Below are 23,552 nucleotides of genomic sequence, written 5' to 3' on the forward strand. Positions count from 1 at the left end.
GGGATCGCTGCTCGTGCCCGCGGTGAAGGGGTTCTTCCAGGCGGTGATGGGTTTCACGCAGCGGCTCTTCCCGCGACCCGAAGAAGAGAGCCTGCCGTGGTGGAGAAGACCCTGGTGGTAAGCGTGCAGAGCGAAGCGCCAGCGACGGGCGGCTCAGCCCCGCCGTCAGCTAGAACTCCACCTGCTCGCCTTGCGGCAGCAGGCTGCGCAGATAGGCACCGAGGTCGGTCAGCTCGCCCTCGGCGATCTTGCCGCGCCAGGCCGGCATGTAGAGCGGCGGCTTGGGCTGCGCGGGATCGAGCGCGGCAATCTCGGGCTGTCCGCGCAAGATGAACTCGTTCAGCTCGCTGGCCGAATAGCCTTCGGCGACGTAGAGCAGCGAGGGCACCCGGCCGCCGGTCTTGGCGTTGGGGTTGGGCACGCCGCCCTTGCCTTCCGGGCCGTGGCAGCCGGCGCAGCCGTACTTGCGGTAGACCTGCTGGCCACGGGCCTCGGGCGTCATCAGCGCCGGGATCTTGAGATAGCCCACCAGCTCGCTGTCACTAAGCGTGAGCACGAACTGCGTCAGCGCCCGCGCCTCGTGTTCGCTGAAGCCGAAGCGCGGCATCACCGTGCCCGGCGACACTTTCTGCGGGTCGCGAAAGTGCGCGTAGATCCACTCGGCACTGCGCCGCTGGGCAACGTGATCGAGTGGCGGCCCGACCGTGCCGCCTTTGCCGCCCAAGGCGTGGCAACCGATGCAGCCCTTGTCCTCGAACAGGCGCCGCCCCAGTTCCTGCCCCGGGATGGCCTTCATCGAGAGATAGTACTCGGTCAGCGGCTCGGCCGTCAGGCTCATCATGTAAACCGTCAGTTGCTCGACTTCCTCGTCAGTCACACGCAGTGGCGGCATGAGCGAGCCGGGGGTGGACTTAGCCGGGTCGCGGAAGTGCTGTAGCAACCAGTTGGGGGTGCGGCGGCGGCCGACTCGATCGAGTTCCGGTCCGATCGAGTTGCCCTCGCCGCCGAGGCGGTGACAGCCGCGGCAGCCGAGATCTTCGAACAGCCGCTTGCCCTTGGCCAGCGCCTCGGCTTCGGGCACGTCGCTGGCGAGATGACACTTGCCGCACGACGACTGGACGTACTTCAGCGACAGCAACGGCTCTTCCCAGTAGGGCACGTGCCCGTGCGCCGCTTGCGCGCTGGTGGCGTGGCCCTGACCACCATGGCAAATCGTGCAGCCGAACTTTTCGAACGGATGCCGATCGTGGTTGGGGTGATACGCAAATGGCTGCGGGTAGCCGGCGTAGGTCGGATCCTCCACCCCCAGATGGCAGCTGGTGCAGCGGTCGACGCGCTCGAGCGCGGGCAGGTGGATCTGACGCAGCTCGAGCGGGATGCGCCCGGCCGCCTCCCGCTGCTCGGCGGTGGTGGCGCGGGCGATCTCCTGCTCGACGAAGCGCTGCTGCCAGTCCTTCCACTCGCGGAACTGGTCCTTGTAAAAGCCGGCTAGTACCAGCCCGGCCACAACCAGGGCCAACACCGCGAAGCCCACACGCCAGCGGGCGGCCAGCGTGCCGGAGAAGGGCTCGGGAGTGGTGGTCGGCATGGCCATCGTGGCTGCGATCCGCGGCTCAGTAACGGTACGTTAACTCGACGTATCCGTAGTTGGCACTCGCCCCCTCGTAGGTGCTGCGGGCGATTCCCTGGCCGAAGGCGTGGGCGCAGTAGCCGTAGGCCGTGACCTGTTTGGTGACCGCCACGGTAATTCCGAGATCGAGCAAGTGCGCCAACTCACGGTTACCGCCGGTGGGCAGCCCGGCGTAGCCGAAGAAGGTCGGGCTGGTGGCGCCACCACCGGAGTACCAGAGGTCGGCGCTGTTGGTTGCCCGCAGCCAGTGATAATCGCTGCGGATGGTGATCGTGCTGGTCGGCTTCACAATCAGTTGGGCGAAGAGATCCTCGCTGTTCATCAAGTTATAGAAGGGGAACTGGGCGTAGGCGCGCGCGGTCGGGATCAGCTGCATGAAGGTGTGGTGAATCTGGTCCGTGCCGTCATCATCGCCGGAGGAGCGGTTGTAACCGAGCCGCACCCATGGCGAGGCCGGCACTTTGGGGAATTGATAGCCGCCTTCGACGGCATAGGCCCAGGCGAAGTGATCGAGCTGGCCCCAGTCGCCGGCCTGCAGCGCACCCCACAATAGCCCGTCGGCTTTGCCCGGGCCGACTTCGACGACAGTTACCGCATGGCTGCCGAGGGTGTGCACCTCGATGTCCTTGCGATCGGCCTCGCGCACGGCCTTGGCGCGGTTGTCGACCTTGGCGGCGTGGTCGCGGTTGTCGCGGTAGTAGAGGTAAAACAGCCGCGCATCGAGCGGCGTCATGCCCTCGATCTGCTTCAGTGTCGCCGCCAGGCCGGCGACGTAGATCCCCAACTCGCGGTTGGCGCTGACCTCGAAGCCGCCGGCGGTCGGCCGGCTGCCGAGCGCCGTCAGGTTGAACGAGGGCTGATCGTAGACCAGCTTCACGCCATCGAGGCTGCGGGTGACGTGGGTGAAACCGAAGGGGCCGATCAAGCGCTCGCCGACGCGGGCACGTTTGACCCACGCCAGCGCGGCGTCGGCCGGGATGGTCTCGAGTCCGTCGCTGTAATCGAACCGCCCGGCGGTGAGCGAGATGCCCGCCAGACCCGGCAGGTCCTTCACGGTGGCGTAGCCTTGCTTCAAGAACGACTCGCCCTGATCGCGGCTGCGGGTGTTGGCGTAGTACAGGGCCCCGGGGCCGAGGTTGCCGGCCTTCGAGGGGTTGGGGGCACTGGCGTCGTCCGGCAAGTTGACCAGGCGGGTGTCCTGACCTTCGACGACGACGAGTAGGTGAGGCAGCTCCAGTCGCAGGCCGGGGCGCAACTGGTTAGCGAGGAAGTCGTAGCGATGAGCGCCGGCCGGCGCTTTGCTCAGCGCGGGTTGAAACCAATCGACGAATTCGCCCCGCACGCGATCACTCAAAGTGAATGTCAGGCGATCCTGCCAGCCCTTCTCGGCCGGTTGCTTGGGCTCGGCGGCCCAGGTGGTGCACGCCGCCACCACACTTGCGGTGACTGCGCAGCGAACGAACCATCTCATTCCTATCTCCTCCTTTTCTGCCAGCAGCCGAATCAGTGCGAAGCGGCTGGTGGTTGCCATGGCCAAACCAGAGCCCAGTTGGGGCCGCGCAGGAGCGAGCCGACAATGGTGAGCACGACGATCGCGATCACACAAACAGTGAAGGTCGTGGTCGCCAGGCGCCGCCCCTGCCCGAACCAAACCCCGACGCCCGCGGGGCGCCGGTCGCAATACGGCAGCAGCACGAGAATGGCAACCAGGATGGTCGGGGCCGCCACCCCGCCCCAGAAGGCGGAGTAACTGACCAGCTCCTGCAAGCCCAGGAAGTACCACGGCGCTTTGGCTGGGTTAGGCGGCCGCACCGGGTTGGCGGGCTCCTCCAAAGGCGCATCGAAGAATATCGCCAGCACCAGAATCACTGCCACCGTGGCCAGCGCCAGCACCAGCTCGCGAAACAACAGGTGTGGCCATGACGGGATTTCCTCTTCCGGGCGGATGCCGACCGCGGGCGTGCTGCCGCGCGCCAGCTCCATCAAGCCGTAGGTCTTCGAGGTCGGCAGCGTGCCAGGAGCGAAGTCCTCGGTGAGGACCGCCGCTGCCTCATTGGGGCGGGCGAGGCCGCCGTCCTTGCGCACCCGCCAAAGATGCACGGCAATCAGCATGGCGGCCGCCAGCGGCAGCACCATTACGTGCAGCGCGTAGAAGCGGGTCAGCGCCGCCTGCCCGACGGTGGTGCCGCCGAGCAGCACGAAGCGGACGTATTCACCGACCAGCGGTGCGTAGGCGGCGATGTTGGTACCCACCGTCACGGCCCAGTACGCCAGCTGGTCCCAGGGCAGCAGATAGCCGGTGAAGCTCAGAAACAGCGTGATCAAGAACAGAGCGACGCCGATGAGCCAGTTGAACTCGCGCGGCGGCTTGTAGGCGCCGGTGAGAAACACCCGGCACAGGTGCAAGAACACCAGCGCCACCATCAGATGCGCGCTCCAGCGGTGGATATTGCGCAGCAGCTGGCCCGCGGTGACGACGAACTCGAGGTCCTTCATGTCGTGGTAGGCGTGCTGGGTGCTGGGTACGTAATAAAACATCAATAACACGCCCGAGATCACCAGCAGCAGAAACAAGTAGAGGCTGATCAGCCCGAGGCCGAGAGTGGTGGTGGGTCGCAGCGAGCGCCGGTTCACCTTGGCGGAGTGCAGGTGCAAGAAGAAACTCGACATCATCGCCTGCGCCCGCTGCAGCGAGCTTTGCGGCAAGCCGACGCGGAAGATCGAGCGGCCCACGCGCGTCTGCTCGAAGCGGCACCAGAGCGAGCTGAGCCACGTCATCTCACACCACCAGATACTTATCCGGCTGCACCGTGCGCGAGAGATCGACCAGCAGCCGGCCGTCTTTGGTCACCGACATCTCGTGCCAGCTCAGGGCCTTGGGCGCCGGCCCACCGCTGACACCGCCGGTTTCGTTGAAATGGCTGCCGTGGCAGGGGCAAAAATAGGTCCGGCCATCGGCAGCGCGGTTGACGGTACAGCCGAGATGGGTGCACACCGCCGAAAGCGCGCGAAAGGAGTTGCCTTTGCGCAACACGAACAGGCGCAACTCCTCCATGAAGGTGCTGCCCTCGGGAAACTCCTCGGGCCGGCCGAGGCGAAAGCGGCGGCTAGGCTCGTACAAGACGTTGGGAATCAGGAAGCGCACGCTCGCCACCGCCGACGAACCGAAGGCCACCGCCAGCGCACACCAGCCCACAACCAGCGCGATGAAACCGCGCCGCTCGACTCCCGCTTTCGTGTTCACGTTCTCCACCGTGTCCTCGCTCTGGTCACTCCGCACGACGGCCACGCTCAACCCGAGCCATTATGCGGCCGGCTCCGGCCGCGGTTGGTGGCACGCGCCAACTCGCGGATGAGGAGCAGGCCGAGTCCGGCGGCGCCGCGATAGAACGGGCCGGCGGCCGCCTGGGCGCGCGTGAAGAAGCGGCCGGCGAATGGGCCCAGGTGTTCGCCGAAGAAGCCGAGGTAGGCATCGCCGGTCACTTCAGCCTGTTCGGTCATGCCCCGGGATTGCGCGTAGGCCAGCTTGGTGAGCAGGTGAGCGGCGAAGCCCATCTCACTGGCAATGTGATCGGCCATCTCCTGATCCGGTTGCAGGCCGAAGGCGCGGTAGAAGCCGGCGACGTCGGCCAGCACCGTTGCCTTGCCTAACGCGTCCTCGCTCTGTGCCGTTTCATACGGCGAGCACAGGGGGGTGAGCGAGAACAGGCGCAGCCATTCGCTTTGCAGCGTGTTGCGGTCCACCCGCTGCCACTGGGCTTCGAGCTGGCTGACGGCCGCGCTCCACTTACGGCCCAGTTGCACAGCGGCCCGGTGCGCGGCGGCGAAATCGGGCCGCGTTTCCGGATAGGAAAACAGCTCGCCGACAAAGCCGGCGAGGCCGGCGCGCCCCAGCAGCGCCGCAGTCTTGCCGCTGCGCCGGCGCGCGGCGGCGCGGCGCCCAGCCCCGGTCTCGCTAGCGCTTAACATCGAGAGTCACCCACGGTGAGATGGATTTCCGGCTGCCGGCGTCGCGCTGGCCGCCGTCCCAGACGGCGAACGCCACCGGTGAAGTCGCGGCCAGCTCCCCCGGCAGCACCAGCACCACGCGCCAACGCCCGCCCTTCCAAGAGCCGCCGCCGCCGGGCGCAAAGCCCTTGTGCGTGATGGTGCCGGGCCCCTCGGCCACCAGCTCTTCGACCAAGCTGGGGTAGCTCGGGCCGGAAACCGGGTTGTCCACCGCCCAGCCGCCGGTGGTGGCCTTGGCGGCAGTGGCGTAGATCGCGGTGTCGGGCCGGATGGGGCCGCCCGAGCCGCCGCTCAGCGGCACCACATCCACCCAAGCCAACGGCGCCAGCTGGCTCGGCGTCGCCCATGCCGCCTTCCAGTTGAACAACCGCACCGGCCGGCCGGTGGCGCCCATCATGACCGAGGGCGGCGTGCCGGAGGGGGCGAACATCACGCCGCAACCGTCGCTGAACTGCGCCGGGCCGATGGTGCTGTTCTCGCTCTGGTCGGCCCATTCGAGTAGCAGCGCCAAGCGCTGTTCGTCACGCAAGGCGCGCACTTGCACGCTGGCAACGGCGGCTTTCTCTTGGAAGGGCTCGACGAACTGCTGGGGTTGTAGCGATACGGTCTGCGGCTTGGCGCCGGCCCAGAGTTTCGAGTCGGGGGCCGCGGCGGCGGCGGCGTCCGCTACCGCTGCGGCGCTGATCACGAGCTCGAGCCGCGGCTCGGGTTCCTTGCGCGGCTGTGCCGCAACCATGGCGGGCAGCGCGACCGCCGCTGCCAACGCGATGGTGACGAGGCGAACAATCGTGTTCGTATTCATTGGCCACCTCAGCTGATGTTGTGCCGATAGGCTTGACGTTGCTCATCGAAGTAGGGTCGCACCACCGTCGGCTCCTTCAACGGCGCTTTGGCCACCGTGTCGCCCTTGGCGTTGAGACCCACCACCGCATCGCCATCGCGCTTGAAGCGCGCCACGATCTCCGGGGTCGAGCCGATCAAGTGCAGCAGGCCCAGCAGTTCCGGATCATTGGCGGCGTTCTTGTATGCCTTCTGCGCCGCCTCGACGCCGGGGCCGAAGAGCTGGCGCAGGAACGGCAGCGGCGCGTGCAACGGCGGGATGTAGTACACGTTCGGCTCCAGCCCGAATTGCGGATAGAGCGGCAGCGCCAGCTTGCGCACGTGCACCAGGAAGTCGACCGGGTTGTCGGCCTCGGCCTTGTCGGGCGTGTGCACGAAGCCGGCGATGCGAATTTTGCCGATGCAGTTGACCACGCACTGGGTCTGGTAGCCTTGCTCGATCGCCGGGTAACAGCCGATGCACTTCTCCGAGATGCGCGTGGCGTCGTTGAACATCGTTTTCTTGTACGGGCACGCTTTGACGCACTCGCGGTAGCCGCGGCAACGGCTCTGATCGAGCAGCACGATGCCGTCTTCGTTGCGCTTGTAGATCACCTGCCGCGGGCAGGCGCTCAGGCACGCCGGGTAGGTGCAGTGGTTGCAGATGCGCGGCAGGTAGAACATCCAGGCGTAGCCTTGCCCGCGCAGGAAGGCGCCCTTGTCGATGGTGCCGTTGATCTCGTCCTCACCCAGGTTGGGATACGACCAGTCCTCTTCCTCGGGCAACACACCGGCGACCAGCTCGCCCTTCTTGGCGGCCTCGAACAGGGTCTGGCCTTGGTAGACGCCGTCCTGCCAGCGCTGCGGGCCCAGACGTTCGAGAATCTTGAGATCCCAGGCGAGCGGGTACGAGCCGTAAGGTTTGGTCTCGACGTTGTTCCACAGCATGCGCTCCTGCCCGCGGCCGGCGGTCCAGGTGGTTTTGCAGGCCAGCGTGCAGGTCTGACAGGCGATGCACTTATTGAGGTCCATCACCATGGCGAACTGCCTCTTGGGGCGGACGCCTTCGAAGGGGTATTTGGTCTTGCGCCCGATCTGCCAGTTGTCGACTAGGCCAACTTCCTCGAAGGAGACATCAGCCATTGACGAACCCTCCCTTCAGGTAGGTCTTCATTGCCGCGCTTTCGTAAGTGGGGCGGAGGCCGAGCGCGGCCGGCCGCCACAGGCCTTTGCCGCTCTCGCCGCCGGGCTCGGCTTTGGTGATCTTGACGAAGGCTTCGCGCGGCGCGCCGACCACCGAATGGATATCGGGCGCGTAGCCGATACCAATGGTCTGGCCGTAGACGTCTTTGCGCACCAAGGTGTCGGTCATCAGCGTCGGCCGCAGCCAGGCGCGCGTGGCCGACTGATGGCTGCCGTAGCGGAACATGGCCTGGTAATTGGTCGCGGGGTTCTTGGCCAGGCCGTCGGGGCGTTCGTGGTGGCCGCGCACGCTTCCCAGAGTGGCGCCGTACATATTGAACCACATCCGGGTGACACCGCGCGGCGTGCCGTTGTAGTAGCGGGCGCGGCAGAGCAGCCGAGCGGTTTGCTGCTGGGCCTTGGTGCCCTTCTTGGCGTTGCGGAAGGGCCGGTCGGAGGGATCGGCATCCACCCAGACGTAGTCGCCATCTTCAATGCCGCGGGCTTTGGCGTCCTGCGGGTGGATGTCGACGTAACCCTCGGAAACAAACGGCTTGCGCTTGTCGTGGCGGTAGATGTCGCCGAAGGGGCCGAACAGCACCGCGACGATGTCGGTATCCACCGGCGTGGTGTGGGCGCCGTGGCGGTACTTCGGGGTGTGGAAGATGAAGTCGTAGCCGATGGCCTTGAGCGGATGTGCGGTCTGGCTCAGCGCGCTCCAGGGCTTGACGATGTTGCGAACCTGGCGGACTTCGACCGATTGATCCTTCGGGTCGAGCCCCCACTCGGCTGGGCCGATGGGTTTGATGGCCACATGCGGCGCGCCGACGATGACGTTGGGCTCGTAGAAGGTAGAGTCGACCGGCTCGCGATACACGGGCAGGTTCTCGCCGTGCTCGCGGAACTCGGGCTCGTCGCGGTAAAACTCGAGCCGGCCGGTCTTGGTGTACCAGGGCTTCTTCTCCTGCGTCTGTTCCCAGCCGACGGCTTTCGGATAGGTGCGGGTCATCAGCAACGCCGGCACGCCGTCCTTGGCTTTGGCTTCGAGTTCGGTGAACTTGTAGCCCTTGAGGCCGGTGGAGGCGTTGCAGACGCGTTGCAGATAGACCTCGGGCTTGTCGCCGGCGAACTTCCAGTAATCGCGGAACTTGGTCTCGCCGGTAACCGCGGCGAGCTTTTCGCCGATACCGGCCAGCACTTCGATATCACCACGAGTGTTGAAGGTGCGCGCCAGCGGGGTGCGCGGGAAGACGGTGACGAAGGGGTTGGTGACCGAGCCGGCCATGTCGGGCAGTTTGAACTCGCTCCAGGCATCGACCGCGAACACCACGTCGGCGTACTCGCACGAGGCCGTCCACCACCAGTCGGAGACCAGCACCATGTCGACCTTCGGCAGCGTGTTGAACATCAGGTCGAAGTGCCACTTGGCGTTGCCCAGCAGCGAGTTGGAGTTCGCCACCCACACGGCCTTGGTGGGCGAGGGCGTGTGGGTCTTGCCGGTAAACAGCTTGTTACCCAGGCGTAGCGGCCGGTCACCGTAATTGAAGTAGTGTGCCGACTCGGGCTTCCAGTAGGCCTTGACCTTGGCCGGCTTGTCGGGATCGAGTTCGATGTTGAACGGGTCCTCGTTGATGTATTGCGGCGAGCCGTTGAACAGGGCCACGCGGTAATTGCCGGCGTAGCTGCCGACGTTGCCGCCGAAGCCGCCGATGTTCTTGGTCAAAGCGGCGACCAGGAAGATGGTGCGGTCTTTCAAATCGGCGTTGAAGAACTGGTTCGGTCCCATGCCGACGGCGAAGAGCGTACCTTCACGGGCGTTGGCGATGTCGTGGGCGAGCGACACGATGGCCTCGGCCGGCGCCCAGGTGATTGCCGCGGTGGCTTCGGGGGTGAAGTTGGCGTCGAGGTACTCGCGGATGAGATCGAACACCGGCCGGGCTTGTACGCTCTTGCCATCGGCGAGCGCGACGGTGAAGGTGCCTTCAAGGGCCGGAGTCACGTTGGCCGGCAGGGCGGCGGCGTCGTTGCGCGACAACGCCGCGGGAGCGTTGGCGGCGCTGTTCCACACCACCCAGTCGTGCAACTGAGCGGCGAGCGCCTCGGGGATATGCGCTACCGGTTGCGCGCCCGGCGGCGGTGGCGTCTCGCCGGTCTTGACGATCTTGGCGTATTTCTCCGGCAGCGCCGACTGATGGCCGGGGAATACTTCATTGGCGCGCAGCAGGGTGAGCGTGTCCAGGCGCACCAACAGCGGCAGGTCGGTCGAGGTCTTGACGTACTCGTCGTCGTAGAGCCGCTCCTTGATGATCACTTGCGCCAGGCCCAGCGCAAAGGCCGGATCGGTGGCGGGACGGATCACGATGGTCTCGTCGGAGGCTTTCGAGGTCGCGCTGTACTCGACGGTGATGCAGACCACTTTGGCGCCTTTGGCGCGGGCTTCCGTCAGCCAGTGCGAGTCGGGCATCTTGGTGGTCAGCCAGTTCATCCCCCAGGGCAAGATGAGCTTGGCGTGGTCGGCCAGCGCGAGGTCGAAGTCGATCGTCTGCTGGCCGGTGACCATCGGGTGGCCGGGCGGGAGATCGGTGTGCCAGGAATAGTTGTCCCAGCCGCGGCCGCCGACCGCCTTGTCCGGTCCGACACCGCGCAGCTTGGCATCGACCAGGGCCATGCTGTTGGCGAAGCGATAGAGGCCCATCAGGCGAGTAGTGCCGAGGAACGGCATGCCGCCGCGGAACTTGAGGGTCTTGGTACCGGCACCGCCGAGGTCGGCGATCATGGATTCGTCGTACCCCTGGGCCTTGAGGCGCTCGGCGCCGGCCGGGCCGGTGTAGGTCTCGGCGATGTTAACGTAAGCCTTGGCGGCTAGTTCGAAGGCTTCGTCCCAGGTAGCCGCGAGCCAGCGGTCGCTGCCGCGTTGAAACATGTCGGCGGGGGGCCGGCCGGCGTTGTCGCGCGGGAAGCCGGCGTCAACCCAGCGCTTGAAGCCCTCGCGTACCATCGGCTGCTTGCAGCGGCGGTCGCCGTAGAAGCGGCGCACCAGCGCCAGGCCCTTCTGGCACACGCGTGGATCCCAGCGGCAGGAGGCTTGATTGCCGTAGACGTCGGTGGCCTTGCCGTAGCCGTAGGTCGGGCCGATGCGGGTGACCACTCCGTTCTTGACCTGCGCCCGCAGCAGGCAGTTGTGGGTGTCGTTGGGGGCACAGAGGAAGGTGAAGCTCTCATCGGCGGCGAACAGGTTGCGGTAGACTTTCTCCCAGTCGCGCGCGGGATAGGCGGCAAGGGGGTTGTCCACGCGATCGACCGCGGCCAAGCCGCGCGGCACCAGGCCGCTGGCGGCCAGGGCGACGCCGCACTGCGAGCAGAGTTTGAGAAAGTCACGCCGTGAGAATGTGGTGCCTTGCTTGGATTTGCCCATAGTCCCTCCTTCCAAAGCTATTGGGGCACACTGGCGGCGGCGCGTGTGTGCACGCGTCGTCGGTTACCGCTTACACGCGTTCAAGCCGCCAGCACCTCCACCCGTTCCATGGTGATCGCGCCGGTGGGGCAGCGCACGGCGCACAGGCCACAGCGAATGCAGCGGGTCTCGTCCTTGATGATGGCCGCGCCGGCACCGCGCACCGGCACGCCGCCGTAACGTGCCCGCAGCGCCGCCGCCAGCGCGGCGTCGCCGCGCAGGTCGGCACTATCGACGATGCGCAGGCAGTACTCCGGACAGATATCGACGCAGCCGCCGCACAGGATGCAGGTGTCGCCGTCGAACACCGGGGCGACGTGGCAATGCAGGCAGCGCACCGCCTGCGGCCGCGCCGCGGCTTCGGGATAGATGGTTTCGACCTCGCTCACACCGACGCGCCGCGATATCGGCAGCATCGGCGGCAGTTCTCGTCGTAGTCGCTCGTACCCGGCCGGCGGCCGGTAGGGGAGAAAGCGCGTCACCCGCACGGTTTGCGACGGCGCCGCGGGTTGCACGCCGAGGTAGGCGGCAATCGAGCGCGCTGCCCGCCGCCCTTCCGCCACCGCGTCGATGATGATGCGCGGGCCGAAGGCGACGTCGCCGCCGGCAAAGACGTCGGGACGCGAGGTGGCCAGCGTCTCACGGTCGGTCTCGATGGCCCCGCGCGGCGTGACCCGCAGGTTGTCCTCCGGCCGAATCCACGACAGATCGGCGGCCTGGCCGATGGCCAGGATCACGGTATCGGCCTCGATGACCTCTTCGGAGCCTTCAACGAAGGTCGGATTGAAGCGCCGGTTCTCGTCGAACACGCGGCTGACGCGAATCAGTTCGATCCCGGTCACGCTCCCGTTGCGGCCGACGACGCGGCGCGGCCCCCAACGCGGGTGCAGCTTGATTCCCTCACCCAGGGCCTCGTCGATTTCCTCGCGCGCGGCGGGAATCTCGGAGAGATCCTCCAGGCAGTACACGTGCACTTCCGGGGCGCCCTTGCGCAGCGCCTGGCGGGCGGCATCGAGGGCGATGTGGAGGTCTTCCGGTACCTCGGGCTCACGCTCGGTGAGCTGGCGCAGGGCCTCACGCGCCGATTGCAGCGCGGCGCGCAGCTCCTCGGGGCTCAACGCTTCGGCGCGATCGATCTGCCGAATAACCGAACGCGCCGCGTCGAAGGCGACGTTGCCGCCGCCGATTACCACCACCTTCTTCCCCAACTCGACGCGGTAGCCCAGGTTTACGTTGAGCAGGAAGTCGATCGCGCGGAAGACCCCGTCGAGTTCCACGCCTTCGATGTTGAGTTCGCGGCTGCGATGAGCCCCGATGCCGATGAAGACGGCCTGGTATCCTTGTTGGCGCAGATCAGCGAGAGCGAAGTCATGCCCCAGCCGTTGGCCCAGCCGCAGTTCAACGCCGAGGTCCAGGACGGCTTGAATCTCGGCCTGGATGACTTCGCGCGGCAAGCGGTAGGCGGGTACACCCAGGACCAGCATGCCCCCGGCGATTGGCTGCGCCTCGAAGACGGTGACACTGATGCCGGCGAGGGCGAGGTCGTGAGCGCACGCCATCCCGGCCGGCCCGGCGCCGATTACCGCCACGCGGCTGGCGTTGGCAGCAATTGCGCTGCGCCCGCCAAAGATGCGATCGAGATCGAAACGGCCGGACTCCACCCCAAAACGTTCGCTGACGAAGCGCTTGAGCGCGCGGATAGCCACCGGTGAGTCAATCGCACCACGCCGGCAGTGCATCTCACAAGGGGCGTTGCATACCCGGCCGCACACCGAGGCGAACGGGTTGGGGGTGCGGGCAATGATGTAGGCGTCCTCGTAACGGCCTTCGGCAATGGCGCGAACGTAGCCGCCGGAGTCGGTGTGAACCGGGCAAGCCTCGCGGCAGGACACCTGGCGCTGGAAATAGGACGGGGCCGGAACTTCAACCGACAGTGCGGGTCCGCTCATGCGACTGCTTCCGCCGGGTACTTCAAACCGCCGGGTTAGACTCCGTTACTGAGCGTAAGTCTGCTTCACCTTGTTGAGCCGTTCGGTGTTCGTCTGACGCTCCTCCGCCGAGAGCGCGGCCAGCTTCTTGTCGAGCAGGTCCTTCTTTCTGACGCTGGCATCGTAGACGAGCAACTCGTAGATGCTCTTGGCGACGGCGGCGTCAATGCCGGAGTCCGGCTTGCGCATCATGCGTTTGACGTAGCGTTCCCACTCCTCCGGCAGCGCGAACTCGGAATTAATCGGCCGGCTCAGCTTGTGACATTGCGAGCACTTCTGCGAGAAGACCTTGTAGGCATCTTGGAGCTTGGCGGGGTACTTGGAGACGTCGATTTCGCTCGGTCCGGCCTCGGCCTTCTCGATCCGCGCCTTGGTCTCGGCATCAAGTTCCTGGGCGCGTGTCGGGGCGATCGCAAGCAGCAGCGCCGAGGCCACGGCCAGGGACAAGACAGTTCGCTTTTGTGCCATGCAAGCCTCCGAGCCTCCGGCGTAGCACAGCAACGCTCATACCAGCCGCAGGCAACGTTGGCGGCGGGCGCTGGCAATGCCCGGCACCCCGGCATTCTCACCGATCGGCCTGCTGGAATCGGGTTCTTCGCAGGGGCAAGAAGGGCGATTCCGGCACCTGAGCTGACTGGCGCCGGCTTGCAAGGTGTATTCCCAAGTATACGGGCTGGCTCTCGGTGTATGCACTAGCGCGCCGCGCCAGCGCTGCCAGATCAGGCGGGAACAAGCTCCGGAGATACCTGGCCTCCGAACGCGCCTGCCGCCGATGGCGGACATGTTTGCAGCGAACGCAGGCCCAGCCGCTCGACGGCGGCTATCAGTTCCTCGGCCTTGATCGGCTTGGAGACATAGTCGTCCATGCCGGCGGCTAAGCACCGCTCGCGATCGCCTTTCATGGCATGCGCGGTCAGGGCGATGATGGGAACGCGAGGGGATTGCGAATTGCCGTCTCTCGCTATTTCGCGGCACCGGATTTCGGCGGTGGCCTCGAAGCCGTCCATCTCGGGCATTTGCACATCCATCAGGATAAGATCGAAACCGCCGCCCTGATCGAGCAGGGTCAACACCTGACGCCCATTACGCGCCACCGCGACCTGGTGCCCGCGCTTCTCCATCAGCCGCGCCACCAAGTGCTGATTTACGACGTTGTCCTCTGCCAGCAGGATGCGCAGCGACGCGCCGGGAGTAGCCGGTGGGCGTTCCGGCGGGTGATCGAGCACCAGCGTGGAGTTAGCCATGGCGCTGAGGATGGCGTCCAGCAGGTCGGAGCGGCGCACGGGTTTGGTCAGGTACACGGCGATGCCGAGCTGGCGGCAGCGGGCCGAGGCCGCCGCCTGCCCGGCGGAGGACAACATCATGATGGTCGTGCCGGCCAACTCCGGGCGCTGCCGTATTTGATCGGCCACGGCAAATCCGTCCATCTCCGGCATCATGGCGTCGAGCAGCACGAGGCGGTAGGGCTCCCCGGCGGCGGCAGCCCGCCCCATCGCCAGAAGGGCAGCCCGGCCATTGTCCACCACCCGCGGCTCCATATGCCAGTTGAGTAACATCTCTTCGAGAATGAGCCGGTTGGTGGCGTTGTCATCCACGACCAACGTGCGCAGCCCGTGCAACTGCTCTGGCTCAATCGCGGCCAGTTGATTCACGCTCTCGTCGCACCTCTCAAACCGAGCGGTGAAATGAAAGGTGCTGCCCCGATCGACCTCGCTCTCGACCCACATGCGCCCGCCCATGAGGTCCACCAGCTGCGAGGCGATGGTCAGCCCCAAGCCCGTACCGCCATACTTGCGGGCGGTGGAGCCATCGACCTGCTCGAAGGGCTGGAAGATCGCTTGCCGCTTCTCTGCCGGAATACCGATGCCGGTATCTCGGACGGAGAAGTGGAGTTCGACGGGAGCATCGCAGCCGGCGAGGCGCGCCGGTTGGAGCTCGACCCGAACGACCACTTCGCCGCGCTGGGTGAACTTGATGGCGTTGCCGACGAGGTTGACGATGATCTGGCGCAGCCGGCCGGGGTCGCCCACCAGCCCGTCGGGCACGCCGGGAAGCACATGGCTGAGCAACTCCAACCCTTTCTCGTCCGCCTGCACTGCCAAAGCCTTCATGGCGTGATCCAAGGTGTGGTCGAGCCGGAACTGCGTCGGATCGAGCTGTAGCTTGCCCGCCTCGATCTTGGAGAAATCGAGCACGTCGTTGATCACCAACAGCAGCGCATCGGCGGATGACTTCACCATGCCGAGGTAGTCGCGTTGCTCCGGCGACAGTGCGGTATCCAGCGCCAGCTCGGTCATGCCGATGATGCCATTCATGGGCGTGCGGATCTCGTGGCTCATGTTGGCGAGGAACTCGCTCTTGGCGCGGTTGGCGGCCTCGGCCGCCTCCTTGGCGCGTTGCAGCTCTGCCTCGGTCCGTTTGCGCTCGGTGATGTCGCGGGCGATGCCCTGCACTCCGACGGGCGTGCCGCGTTCGTAGACCAGCTGTGCGCGAACCTCGAGCCGCAGTTGGCGGCCGTCTTTCGCGATCAGATCCACTTCGAATGTGTTTCGGGTATCAAGCCCGGCGATTCCACCGGCGATCAACCGCGCCGACAGCTCGAACGATTCCGGCGTCAGGAGACTGGCGAGGTTCAGGCGCAGCGCCTCTTGGCGCGTGTAGCCGATCACTCGTTCGGCGGCCCGGTTGAGAGAGGTGAAGTTGCCCGCGAGGTCGTGGGTGTAGATAACGTCGTTGGCGTTTTCGAACAGCTCGCCGTAACGCTCTTCGCTTTGCTGGCGTGCCTTCTCTTCGCGGCGCCGCTCGATGAACATGCCGATCTGCCCGCCGATGGTGACGAGCGTGGTGAGGAGCGCGTCGTCCGCCTGCGCGATCTCCCGGCCAAACAACTCGATGACATCGGAGACGGCGCCCTCGCTCAGCACGGGAAAGGCCAGCGCGCCGTGCAGCCCGGCCGCGGCCGCGGCCCCCGCCCGCGAGCAGCGCGGATCCGCCGCGATGTCGGGAACACACGCGGGCGCGCCGCTGGCCCACACGCGGCCCGGGAGGTCGATGCCGGGGGAACACCGGAGCTGGCGGCTCTGGGTCGCGAATTCACCTGCCTCGACCGGAGCCATGGGCGAAACTTCGATGCAGCGCAGCTGGTTGTCCGGCTCCACTTGCCAGACCGCACCAAGGTCGCACCCGAGGCAGCCGCACAGGGCCTGAACGATCTTGGGCAGGGCATCGCGCACCGTTGTGGCCCCGGCCAGGATACGCGTGACGGCGAGCTGAGCAGCGAGTTGCTGTTCGGCGTGCTTACGTTGTGTGATGTCGCGGTAATGCACCACGATGGCCCGCACGCTCGGTTCAGCCAACAGGTTCTGGCCGATGGCCTCAAGCCAGCGCCACGAGCCGTTGCTGTGAGAGTAACGGAACTGTGTGTTAACGCTCTCCTCGGGGTGTTGCAGCAGACGGGCCAAGCTGTCGAGCATTATCGGGGTATCCTCGGGATGCATCAGCTCAAAGGCCATGTGCCCGACGTCGGCTTGAGCGGGTCGACCGAAGATGCGACCGCCAGCCGGACTCACGTACAGCAGCGTTCCCTCAGCCGCGACTAACGCGACCGCGTCGGTGCTTCCTTCAATGAGCGCACGGAATCGCCGTTCGCTGGCTTGCACGGCCTCCTCCGCCCGCTTGCGCTCGGTAACGTCATGAAAGACCGCGCGGCAGCCGATGGGCTGGCCATCCCGAACCGCGCAGCTGGCATTCCCCTCGACCATCAGGGTGCGGCCGTCCTTGGTCAGGAAGGTGGCCTCGAGCTGGCCGACATTCTCGCCGGCCATCAGGCGTCCAAACACCTCCACGCAATGCCCGGCGGCTGAGGGATGAAGGATGTCGGAGACGGACAGCCGCCGCGCTTCCTCGGCAGAGTAACCGAGCGCCTGCTGCCACGCTCGGTTGACGTACGTCAACGAGCCATCCGGGGCAACGCACTGAATCAGATCCGTGGTGGTCTCGACGACGTCCTGGTAGCCGCGCAACGAAAGATTGCGCCGCTCTATATCCAGCCGGTAACGCTCGAATTCGAAGGCCACATAGACCGAACCAAGGAAGGCGACGCCGAAGCCCAAGGCCGGCAAGCCGGCGGCAACTGCCACCGTGCCGGTTACAGCGTAGACGTTCCACAAGATAGCCAAGCCGGCCGTCGCTACGGCCACCGCCTGCGGGCCCATTCCCCAGGGGAACAGCGTGGCCGCGCCCAGCGCGAGAACGGTGAGCAATAGCGGCGTCAGTGTGAGATCGTGATTCAGGGAGTTGGACGCGGCGGTGGTGAAACACAGCGCGGCTGCCACCGCCAGCGCGATCAGTCGGGCGTACCGCCAGCTGTCCGACCCTCGTAGAGCTAGCAGAGCCGCGCCAGCGACCGCAGCCTGGATGAGCTTGACGCCAAACAACGGCGCAAACGCGCTCGGGCTGAAGAACCACTCCCCGAGGGCAAACAGCGGGATCTGACCGAGCAGAATCAGCAGGAAGACCCGCCCGCGCACCACCAGCAGGCGATCAGCGATCTCCCGCAACTCGGCCCGGGTGGCTTCAGGTCCGCTCGCAAGCGTGGTTACTGGCGGTGCACTATTTGCCGGGGGCGCAGGTGGTCCCGGGGTGTTGGCAAGAGGTTCGTAGATCATGCTCTGCGCCCAGTCCTTCCGCCAAAGCGCAACGCCTTGTTGCACCTGCAATGCCACCGCGCTGGACTTATGGATCAATCAGAGCAGCGACGAATCCCGCAGATCGCTGTTACGACAGTGCCGAAATCTCCGAAAACGACCGTTTTGTTAACGCTGCAGAGCGCGCCGGCGATGTGCCGGCGCGCGTGTCGCGGACCAGCGCCGCCTACGGCCTCGACCGCTTCACCTCCTGCAAGGCCGCCTTTCTTGCTGCACACCTCTTGTCCGCAACCGAGACCTACGTGCTGTGGGGCTACGGCGACACGGGCCGGGCGCCGCGCCGCGCCCCGCTCGCGCATAGCAAGCGCCCGGCGTACGTCGTGGAAGTGCGCGCCGCCAGATTCGCGAGGCGATGACCCGCATGGGCTTCCGTGAGAACCCTTTTGCGTTTGGCGTGGCTCGTGGTTTGAGCTCTATGCTGGTATGCTGCCGGCGAGATGCTGATCGATGGATTCGTCTGGCTTCCCAATATCGTCGACAAGCTGTGGGCAAAGCATCATGTCGACCAGGACGAGGCCGAGGAGGTTTTCTTCAACCGCCCGCGGTTTTGGTTCGTGGAAAACGGAGATCGCGACGGAGAGGACGTCTATGCGGCCACCGGTCAGACGGACGCTGGACGGTATCTGATCGTCTTCTTCATCTACAAGGCGGACAGGACTGCGTTGATTCTCAGCGCACGGGACATGGACAGCAAGGAGCGCAAACGACATGACAGGAAGTGACCGAAAGAGCAGCGTCTCTCATGCGGCCACCCCGCAGGCAATCGGCGAGTTCTGGGACTCACACAGTCTCGACGACTCCCCGACGGTTCGCGAGGTGGACTTCGAAGTCCACGCACTACGCCGCCACCGGGTCACACTCGACCCGGATCTCTACGAGCAAATCGAGACCGAGGCACGCATCCGTGGTGTGTCGCCGGAAACGCTCGCCAATCGATGGCTGACCGAGAAGGTTGTACGCATCGCTCGATCGCCAAAGCTGGCGCGGCATCGCATGCCCGCACGGAGGCCGAACACCTATAAGGCCTCCGCTGTCAAGAAGACGCGACGGTAGCGCCACGGGGGCGGGGGGCGCTCGCGGGAAGCAGACGCGGCGGGCTAAGATGGCAAGCGCGATCACTGATGCTGATCCGGTCCAGTTTTCGCGCCCGCGCTGCGCTGATTATTCTCCCTCCGAGGAGGGCCAGCGTGCCGGTGAGCACGGCGAGCAGGGGCCACGAATGCGCGGGGGCCGGGATCGACTGTACGCGGGGAAGCACCTCGAGATCGAAGGCCCGTTGGCTCTGTGCGCCGCAGTTGTCGGTGGCGGTGACGGTCACGACGTGGTGGCCCGCCGGTCCCGCATTGACGATATCTACCACTCCCGTGAGTGGATCGCCCGAGAACGAGCCCGTGAAGCCGGGCGCGGACGCGACGAGGCTCACCACCGAGCCGTTGTCGGAAGGTGGCGCGTCGGGGGTGGCGGTGCCGTTTCCCGACAGTGGGCCGACGGCCGGATACGCGCCGAGCGCCGGGGGTGTGTTCGCGGTCACGTTCACGTTGGCGTCGGCCGCCGCGACCAACCCGCCGCCATCCGTGATCTGCACATTCACAGGGTTATCGCCCAATTGCGCCGTACATGCGGCGCCGACGACGGCGTCGATCGAGCCGCCGTTATTGGCCCCGCCGCTGATACTGATGCCGGCGGGCAGCGGGCCGAGCGCGGGGACGAGATCGCCGGCCGCCGTGAAGTCATCGTTCGCCGTCGCCAATGTTCCAACCGAGGCGGGGCTGCCTTGCTGCCGGCTCATGGTTTGCGGTGTCAACGACGGCTGGTTATTGGCCGCGACGCCTTGCACGGCCGCGCAAGCCGAGAATTCCGATGCATCCCTCCAGTTGGCGCTGCCGGAGTCGGAGATGTGCGCGGTCGCGGTCATGATGCGTCCGGGTTGGACCTCAACGGGCAGGACGACCTGGAACGTCAGATTACCGCTGCCATCGGTGGTCTGCGCGGCGCTGCCGAGGAAGGTCATGCCCTCACCGTGACCCGACGGGTCGCATGCGTCGTTGGCGAAGAACTCCATGGTGAATTCGGAATTCGGCTCGGCGGTGGACAGTGTACCGGCGACGGTCGTCGTGCCGTTGTTCGCTACCGCCAGGGTGAGCGCCGGGAAGTTCTGCAAGTGGTTGGGGCCGGAGTCCGCGTCGCCGGCGTCGTTGGCCGTCACGCCGTCGCCGCCGAGATCGATGCCGAGGCCGCCGTTTTCGAAGATCTCGTTCGCGGAGATGAGGTTGCCAAGCACCGTTGTGCCTTCGATCCGCACCCCGTCGCGCCTGTTGTACGCGATCCGGTTTGAAACGACCTGGGCCAGGATCGGCCCAGAGACCCCGCCCGACAACCGTACTCCATCCCGGCCGTTGGGCAGCGGCGCTGCACCGGTGGCATCGGTACCGATGCGATTGCCGGAAATGAAGTCACCGATGCCGCCTCCGCAGTCCACGCCCGCGAGCGCGTTGCCCGAGATCAGGTTGTCCGATGCGGCCAAGCCCCAGGCCGCGAACCCACTATTGAGGATACCGTTTGCCCCGTTGGGCAGGGCATTGAGGCCGCTTGCGTCGGTGCCGATGCGGTTCCTTACGGCGTGGGCCGTTGCCCCCACCGAACCAATGGACAGGTGGACGCCATTCGCTCCGTTCCCTGAAATGAGGTTGTCGTAAATCCACGCGCCGAAGCTCTTCCCGACGTCGACGAGAAACACACCGTCGGTGAGATTGCCGAGGACAGCGGCGCCGCTGACGTCGCTGCCGATGTAGTTCCCAACGATGCTGTTGGCATGGGATCTGGCGTTCACGCCGGTGCCGTTGCCGGAGATCAGGTTGCGGTGCTCGGCAAGGGGGCCGCCGATGAGGTTGGCGGGAACCACGGTTCCATTGGGGTAGCTGCGCACTCCGATCCCATTCCCCGTGGGCAGCGTGCCGGTGACGTCGGTGCCCAGAAAATTGCACTGCACCACGTCGTTCGAGCCGGTGTGCATGTTGATGCCGGACCCGGCGAACTCCTGGATCACCAATCCGCGCACGACGCTGTTGCCGGCGCTCAGCGTCAGCCCGTCGGCGCCGGCGCCCGCGCCGCTCCCGTTGAGTACGATCCGCAGCGTCGGCGGCCAGGTGGCGCAGCTCGCGCCCGGCTGCGTCGCGCCGTCGATGATGACCGGCTCGGTGGCGGTGGGCAGCGGCGATGCCGGCGCAATCGTGTGCGGACCCGCGCCGGCGATGGCGAAGCCGATGATGTCGGTCCCGGCAAGTCCGGCGGGACACTCGCCGGGCATGGCGCCCGATGGCGCGTTAGTGTTGGCGCTCGTGATCGCCTCGCGCAGGGAGCAATTGCCGTCGTCAGCCGCGGTGTCCGCCGTCGTGTTGACCGACAGCGTGGTGAGCGCTCCGAGGACTGTCAGCGAGAATGTGCTCATTGCCGTCGCGCCGCAGGTGTCGGTTGCGGTAACCGTGACGGTGTGGGTGCCGGCGGGCCCGGCCGATGCGATGGTCAGCGTTCCGGTCAGCAGGTTGCCGCTGAACGTGCCGGTGAACCCCGGGGCCGAAGCCGTCAGCGTCAGCAGCGGCCCGCCTCCCGCGTCGTCCGGGGGCACGCTGGCGGCGAGGTTGATGGCGCCGCCGAGGCCGACGGTGGCGTCCGAATAGGTGCCGACCGTCGGCGGGGTATTGGCCGCGACCGTGATTGCCAGGTTGACCAGCGAAACGTTGGCGTCACCGTCGGTCACCTGCAAGGACACCGCGTAGTCGCCGGGCGTCACCGAACAGTCGGCCGCGACGGTTGCCGATATGCGGCCGAAGTCGTTGGTGATGCCGCTCAGCGTCATGCCGGGCGGGGCGGCGCCGACGTTGACGCCTAGCGATTGCGGGGGCGTCGCATCGTCGCTCGCCACCGCCAGGGTACCGATGATCAGCGTGCCCTGCTCAACCGTCAAGGGATGTACGATTACGGTCGGATCCGGGCCGCCGACCGTATCGTACACATACGCGGAGCCCTGCAGATCGTTGCCGCCGACATCGTCGTATCGTGCCCCGGCAACCACCGTCCCGCCGCTCACGGCCACCGCGTCGGTGAACCCCGCTCCGAAGGCGCCAGCCCGCGCGCTGGCGACCAGCTTCTGCAACTCGCCCCAGTTGTTCGCCCCGCCCAGATTACGCTGGAACACGAATGCGGCGCCGGGATTGAAGGCGGAAAGACTCAGGCCCGCTGACAGATCGCCGACCACAACGGTGTCGGCGTCGATCGACACCGACACGCCGAACTGCTCGAAGGTGCTCGGCGTGCTGGCGACGAGCTTCTTCACGCTGCCCCATTGGTCGGCGCCGCCCTGGTTGCGGGCGAAGACGTAGGCCGAGCCTTGGTCGAGGTTGCCACCGATGTCGTCGTACACCGCACCGACTACGGCCGCGTCGGCGGCGATGGCGACGGAGATGCCGAACTGGTCGTTGCCGCCGCCGTCGCCGGCGAGCAGCTTGCGGCGCTCGCCCCAGTTGTCGGCGCCGCCGAAGTTGCGGTCGAACACGTACGCGGCCCCCTGATCCACGTTGGCCCCGGCGTCGGCGCCGATTGCGCTGACGATGATGCTGTCGCCGTCGATCCCCACCGAAGTGCCGAAGAGATCGTTGGCCGCGCCGTCACTCGCCAGCAGCTTCTTCACCGGCCCCCAGTTCCCCGCGCCGCCCTGATCGCGCGCGAAGACATAGACCGCGCCCTGCAGCGTGTTCGGTCCGATCGCTTCATACGGGCTGCCGGCCACCAGCGTGTCGCCGTCGAGCGCGATGCTCCACCCCGCTCCGGCGGCACCGATGACGATCTTCTTCGTCTCCCCCCAGTTGTCGGCCCCGCCGGCGTTGCGTTCGAAGATGCGCACCGTCGAGTCGGTCGCCGCCACCGCGGCCGTGTCTCCGCTCAGCGCGACATCGTGGCCGAAAACGCGGTTCGGGGCCGGATCGCTCCCCGCGATCTTCTTTACCTCGCCCCAGTTGTCCGCGCCCCCCTGGTTGCGGGCCCGGATGTACACGGCACCGGTCCAGGATGCATCCTGCGGAGCGCCGACTACGGCCGTGTCTCCGTCGATCGCCACCGCCTGACCGAAGCGCGCGTTGGCGCCGCCGTCGCTCGCGACAACTTGGCGCACCTCGATGAGGTAAGGACCCGCGGCAAGAGCGTTCGCTGAAGCTAGCCAGCTTGCACTGCACAGGACCAGAGCCCTGAGCAGCATCCTCCCCGCCCCGGAGCGCATGACAAGGCGGCCATGTGACACACGGATGCACAAGTTGCAAGCGCGCACTATAATTCGCTAATCCGGCGCTAAGGTTTCCCAGAGTTCCGCAATTCCCTGCGGTCAGCGGCCGAAAGCGCCGCATCTACGCCACGGCTTCGCCTGCGCGTCGGCGCCTTCGGCGCTTCGGTCGGTTCGCCCTATTATTCCTGGCGGAGATCCTCAGCACGAGCGGGTATTGTCTTGCCGTACAAGGCCATCCTCCATCCGCCCTGAGGAGGCGCGCGGCGCCGTCTCGAAGGGGGTGCGCGACAAATTTGTGGGTAACGTGGTTCATTTGTGGGTAACGTGGTTCGGTCTTATGGCCGTCATTCCCGCGAAAGCGGGAATCCAGATTGGCGTTTGGCGCTATGGACAAGCAGTTCTGCGTTTACATCCTGGCCAGCAAACGGAACGGCACGCTGTACATTGGGGTGACCTCACAGCTGGCAACGCGGGTGTGGCAGCATAAGAG

Annotated in this window: 15 protein-coding genes; 3 read left to right on the forward strand and 12 right to left on the reverse strand. The window is 66.2% G+C overall.

The annotated features are described in order from the left end of the window. Positions 1-169: 169 nt before the first annotated feature. The 11 genes from HY699_24960 to HY699_25010 form a co-directional block, all read right to left on the reverse strand. Positions 170-1,594, reverse strand: a complete 1,425-nt coding sequence (locus HY699_24960; GenBank protein MBI4519054.1) for a c-type cytochrome — start codon at positions 1,592-1,594, stop codon at positions 170-172. Between the two features lie 19 nt (positions 1,595-1,613). Beyond that, a complete protein-coding gene (locus tag HY699_24965) occupies positions 1,614-3,101 on the reverse strand; it encodes an alginate export family protein (protein MBI4519055.1) in 1,488 nt (495 codons plus the stop codon). A gap of 32 nt (positions 3,102-3,133) precedes the next feature. Next, positions 3,134-4,408, reverse strand: coding sequence for a cytochrome b N-terminal domain-containing protein (locus tag HY699_24970; protein ID MBI4519056.1), 1,275 nt, complete (start codon positions 4,406-4,408; stop codon positions 3,134-3,136). A gap of 1 nt (position 4,409) precedes the next feature. Continuing rightward, entirely contained in the window at positions 4,410-4,874 is a 465-nt protein-coding gene (locus HY699_24975; protein ID MBI4519057.1) for a ubiquinol-cytochrome c reductase iron-sulfur subunit, read from the reverse strand. A gap of 47 nt (positions 4,875-4,921) precedes the next feature. Then, positions 4,922-5,599, reverse strand: coding sequence for a molecular chaperone TorD family protein (locus HY699_24980; GenBank protein MBI4519058.1), 678 nt, complete (start codon positions 5,597-5,599; stop codon positions 4,922-4,924). Further along, positions 5,586-6,440, reverse strand: a complete 855-nt coding sequence (locus tag HY699_24985; protein MBI4519059.1) for a hypothetical protein — start codon at positions 6,438-6,440, stop codon at positions 5,586-5,588. The genes HY699_24980 and HY699_24985 overlap by 14 nt, the downstream gene beginning before the upstream one ends. 8 nt (positions 6,441-6,448) lie before the next feature. Beyond that, positions 6,449-7,600: a dehydrogenase gene (locus tag HY699_24990; protein MBI4519060.1), complete on the reverse strand. Its 1,152-nt coding sequence runs from the start codon at positions 7,598-7,600 to the stop codon at positions 6,449-6,451. Continuing rightward, entirely contained in the window at positions 7,593-11,054 is a 3,462-nt protein-coding gene (locus HY699_24995) for a molybdopterin-dependent oxidoreductase (GenBank protein ID MBI4519061.1), read from the reverse strand. The genes HY699_24990 and HY699_24995 overlap by 8 nt, the downstream gene beginning before the upstream one ends. Positions 11,055-11,134: 80 nt before the next feature. Then, on the reverse strand, positions 11,135-13,042 hold the full coding sequence (locus tag HY699_25000; GenBank protein ID MBI4519062.1) for an FAD-dependent oxidoreductase: 1,908 nt from the start codon (positions 13,040-13,042) through the stop codon (positions 11,135-11,137). Between the two features lie 45 nt (positions 13,043-13,087). Further along, positions 13,088-13,549: a hypothetical protein gene (locus tag HY699_25005; protein ID MBI4519063.1), complete on the reverse strand. Its 462-nt coding sequence runs from the start codon at positions 13,547-13,549 to the stop codon at positions 13,088-13,090. 251 nt (positions 13,550-13,800) lie between these two features. After that, positions 13,801-17,748, reverse strand: coding sequence for a PAS domain S-box protein (locus tag HY699_25010; protein ID MBI4519064.1), 3,948 nt, complete (start codon positions 17,746-17,748; stop codon positions 13,801-13,803). A gap of 476 nt (positions 17,749-18,224) precedes the next feature. Here HY699_25010 and HY699_25015 point away from each other — a divergent pair, with 476 nt between their 5' ends. Both HY699_25015 and HY699_25020 read left to right on the forward strand, forming a co-directional pair. Further along, positions 18,225-18,509 carry a BrnT family toxin gene (locus HY699_25015; GenBank protein MBI4519065.1) on the forward strand — a complete coding sequence of 95 codons (285 nt, stop codon included), beginning with the start codon at positions 18,225-18,227 and terminating at the stop codon, positions 18,507-18,509. After that, a complete protein-coding gene (locus tag HY699_25020; GenBank protein ID MBI4519066.1) occupies positions 18,496-18,840 on the forward strand; it encodes a hypothetical protein in 345 nt (114 codons plus the stop codon). Before HY699_25015 ends, HY699_25020 begins: the two co-directional genes overlap by 14 nt. On the opposite strand, the gene HY699_25025 is transcribed toward HY699_25020, so the two are convergent. Then, a complete protein-coding gene (locus HY699_25025; protein ID MBI4519067.1) occupies positions 18,821-23,038 on the reverse strand; it encodes a CSLREA domain-containing protein in 4,218 nt (1,405 codons plus the stop codon). The two genes, HY699_25020 and HY699_25025, sit on opposite strands and share 20 nt — an antisense overlap. A gap of 410 nt (positions 23,039-23,448) precedes the next feature. Here HY699_25025 and HY699_25030 point away from each other — a divergent pair. Then, a partial coding sequence (locus HY699_25030; protein ID MBI4519068.1) for a GIY-YIG nuclease family protein occupies positions 23,449-23,552 on the forward strand: 104 nt, incomplete at its 3' end.

The organism is Deltaproteobacteria bacterium (genome assembly GCA_016210005.1).
In the GTDB taxonomy this organism is placed as follows: Bacteria; Desulfobacterota; Binatia; order HRBIN30; family JACQVA1; genus JACQVA1.

Excerpts from the sequence above, each read along its gene's own strand:
- HY699_24960 (MBI4519054.1), bottom strand. The coding sequence starts at position 1,594 with ATGGCCATGCCGACCACCACTCCCGAGCCCTTCTCCGGCACGCTGGCC.
- HY699_24965 (MBI4519055.1), bottom strand. The coding sequence starts at position 3,101 with ATGAGATGGTTCGTTCGCTGCGCAGTCACCGCAAGTGTGGTGGCGGCG.
- HY699_24970 (MBI4519056.1), bottom strand. The coding sequence starts at position 4,408 with ATGACGTGGCTCAGCTCGCTCTGGTGCCGCTTCGAGCAGACGCGCGTG.
- HY699_24980 (MBI4519058.1), bottom strand. The coding sequence starts at position 5,599 with ATGTTAAGCGCTAGCGAGACCGGGGCTGGGCGCCGCGCCGCCGCGCGC.
- HY699_24985 (MBI4519059.1), bottom strand. The coding sequence starts at position 6,440 with ATGAATACGAACACGATTGTTCGCCTCGTCACCATCGCGTTGGCAGCG.
- HY699_24990 (MBI4519060.1), bottom strand. The coding sequence starts at position 7,600 with ATGGCTGATGTCTCCTTCGAGGAAGTTGGCCTAGTCGACAACTGGCAG.
- HY699_24995 (MBI4519061.1), bottom strand. The coding sequence starts at position 11,054 with ATGGGCAAATCCAAGCAAGGCACCACATTCTCACGGCGTGACTTTCTC.
- HY699_25000 (MBI4519062.1), bottom strand. The coding sequence starts at position 13,042 with ATGAGCGGACCCGCACTGTCGGTTGAAGTTCCGGCCCCGTCCTATTTC.
- HY699_25005 (MBI4519063.1), bottom strand. The coding sequence starts at position 13,549 with ATGGCACAAAAGCGAACTGTCTTGTCCCTGGCCGTGGCCTCGGCGCTG.
- HY699_25010 (MBI4519064.1), bottom strand. The coding sequence starts at position 17,748 with ATGATCTACGAACCTCTTGCCAACACCCCGGGACCACCTGCGCCCCCG.
- HY699_25015 (MBI4519065.1), top strand. The coding sequence starts at position 18,225 with ATGCTGATCGATGGATTCGTCTGGCTTCCCAATATCGTCGACAAGCTG.
- HY699_25020 (MBI4519066.1), top strand. The coding sequence starts at position 18,496 with ATGACAGGAAGTGACCGAAAGAGCAGCGTCTCTCATGCGGCCACCCCG.
- HY699_25025 (MBI4519067.1), bottom strand. The coding sequence starts at position 23,038 with ATGCTGCTCAGGGCTCTGGTCCTGTGCAGTGCAAGCTGGCTAGCTTCA.